At 58.5% G+C, this 2,522-nt stretch carries 2 protein-coding genes; both read left to right on the top strand.

What is annotated here, in order from left to right:
- Positions 1-237 precede the first annotated feature (237 nt).
- Positions 238-1,137 (top strand): N-acetylmuramic acid 6-phosphate etherase, encoded by a 900-nt coding sequence (gene murQ / locus ABX749_RS29210; RefSeq protein ID WP_372899147.1) that lies wholly within the window; start codon positions 238-240, stop codon positions 1,135-1,137.
- The gene (locus tag ABX749_RS29215) at positions 1,137-2,072 is read left to right on the top strand and encodes an N-acetylglucosamine kinase (protein WP_372899148.1); all 936 of its coding nucleotides are present in this window, start codon (positions 1,137-1,139) and stop codon (positions 2,070-2,072) included. The genes murQ and ABX749_RS29215 overlap by 1 nt, the downstream gene beginning before the upstream one ends.
- The last annotated feature ends 450 nt before the right edge of the window (positions 2,073-2,522 follow it).

Here is a 2,522-nt window from a genome sequence, read left to right on the forward strand (position 1 = left end):
AGCGACAATGGGCGGCTAAAGCCTGCACACCAGCGCACGTTGGTGTCTAGCCTTTAGGCGATTCCCGGTCGCTGCTGTGCAGCGACAATGGGCGGCTAAAGCCTGCACACCAACACTCATGCCCGTATCATTGGTAACTGCCTCGAATGGTTCGGGGCGGTTAGTTTATCGAATCGAATCGCCGTCGTGGTTTGTCGACGGACGCCGAAATCAGGAGTAGAACCCCAACCACCCGACATGCTGAACAATCTAACCACTGAAGCCCGGAATCCTGAATCGAGCGAAATTGATTCGCTGTCGGCACTGGAGATCGTTCGGCTGATGAACCGCCAAGATGCATTGATCGCTGCCGCCGTGGCCGCTCAAGCGGAGTCGATCGCCGCAGCCATCGACGTGATCGCCGACCGTTTCCGCGCCGGGGGCCGGTTGTTGTACATGGGGGCCGGGACCTCGGGCCGATTGGGGGTGCTCGATGCGAGTGAATGTCCGCCAACATTCAACACCCCGCCAGAGATGGTGGTCGGCTTGATCGCTGGAGGCGAGAAAGCGTTGACGCGTGCGATCGAAGGCGCCGAGGATCATCCTGAGTTGGGCCAACGCGACTTGGCCGACAAAGAACTGTCTGATCAAGATGTCGTGATGGGGATCGCGACGAGTGGGCGAACCCCCTACGTGATCGGTGGCTTGCGATTCGCAAACCAGGTCGGTGCCTTCACGATCGGATTGAGCTGCAATGCCGATTGTGAACTGAGTCCCCATTGTAAAATCATGATCACGCCGGTCGTCGGCCCCGAGGTGATCAGCGGTTCGACGCGGATGAAGGCGGGGACCGCCACAAAAATGGTGCTCAACATGCTGACCACCGGGGCGATGGTCCGGATCGGTAAGACGTATGGCAATTTGATGGTCGATCTGCGTGCCACCAACGAAAAACTGACCATGCGATCCTGTCAAATTGTTGCCGAACTGACGGGTGTTCCGCCGCTAGAGGCGCGCCGTTTGTTGGACCGCTGCGATGGCGAAGTGAAGACGGCAATCGTTTCGCATTTACGCGGCGTCACCGCCCAACAGGCTCGTCAACAGCTCTCCGAGTGCGATGGCCATTTACGCCGCGCCCTTCAACGAGACGACGCGTGATGCACCAAGACGACTTGATCCTCGCCATCGATGGGGGCGGATCAAAGACGATGGCGTGGCTTGCGATTCGCGATGAACAGGGCGGCATCCAAAGAATCGGGGCCGGGCGATCGGGGCCCTCCAACGCGCGCAGCGTCGGCTTCGAACAAGCGACGGCGAACCTGGACCTCGCCATCGATGCTGCCTTTGAGGATGCCGATCGAGCCCGAACGACGGTGGCTAGCGCCTGTCTGTCGCTCGCCGGTGCGGATCGGGAGTCCGAGCAAGCCGAAATTCGAAGTTGGGCGCAGCAACGCCAGTTAACACGTCACTTACAGATTACCAATGATGCGATTCCGGTGTTGTACGCGGCGTCCGATGACGGAGTGGGGATTGGCTTGATCTCCGGGACCGGTTCACTGGCGATCGGACGCAGCGCTACCGGAGCGACCGCGCGGTGTGGAGGGTGGGGTGGACTGTTCGGTGATGAAGGCAGCGGGTATCAAATCGGAATTGCCGGTTTGCGCGCCGTCGCGCGGGCTGCCGATGGTCGTGGTCCCCAAACCAGTTTGCTGCCACGCATCCTCGAACGCTTTCAAATCTCCAGTCCGAGCGAATTAGTTCCGATCATTTATTCCGAGCAAACCGACCGCTCATCGATCGCCCGGCTGGCTCCGATCGTGTTTGCGGCTGCGGAGTCGGGAGATGCCGCCGCAGCAGCCATCGTCGAGTCCGCGACGGCGGAGTTGTCTGAGATGGTGGCCGTGCTGGCGCAGCGTCTGGGGTTTGCGGATGCGCCGTTTGCCTTTGCCGTCACGGGCGGTGTGCTAACGCAGCAGCCAGGGTTTGCCGAGCGGCTGCGGCAGCTGCTGATTGATTCGAAGCTGCAGCCGATGCTGCAACGGATCGAAGACCCGGTTGCGGGATCGCTGGTCTTGGCCGCGACCGAGTGTTAGCAATGGAGTCGTGCGGAACGACTGGCTCAATGACGCTCGAACAGGGGTAAGAGCCGACAGTCATTTTACGTTCGTTGCTTAGCGGCAGGGCGCAAGCCTGGACCGCTAAAACGTTGGTGTTGACACTCTGTTCGGTTTACGCGACTTTGCTTCCTTTTGATTTCGTCACCGCCCGGCCTCGCTTCAGCCGAGACAGGATGAGTCGTGAGGAACCTGGACGGACGGAAGATTGCAAATTGAAAATTGAAAATTGAAAATTGAAAATTGAAAATTGAAAATTGAAAATGCAAATTTGCAATTGGAAGTTTTCATTTTGCAATTTTCAATCTCTTGCTCCGTGTCCTGCAACGGGGAAACGGGTGCCAGGCATTTCAGGAATGAAACCTGCGCAAAGGAATAAGGTCGTCAACCCCGAACTTTTAGCAGCCCAGGCTTGCGCCCTGCCGCTAA

The organism is Stieleria sp., assembly GCF_041595215.1.
GTDB classification, from domain to species: Bacteria; Planctomycetota; Planctomycetia; order Pirellulales; family Pirellulaceae; genus Stieleria; species Stieleria magnilauensis.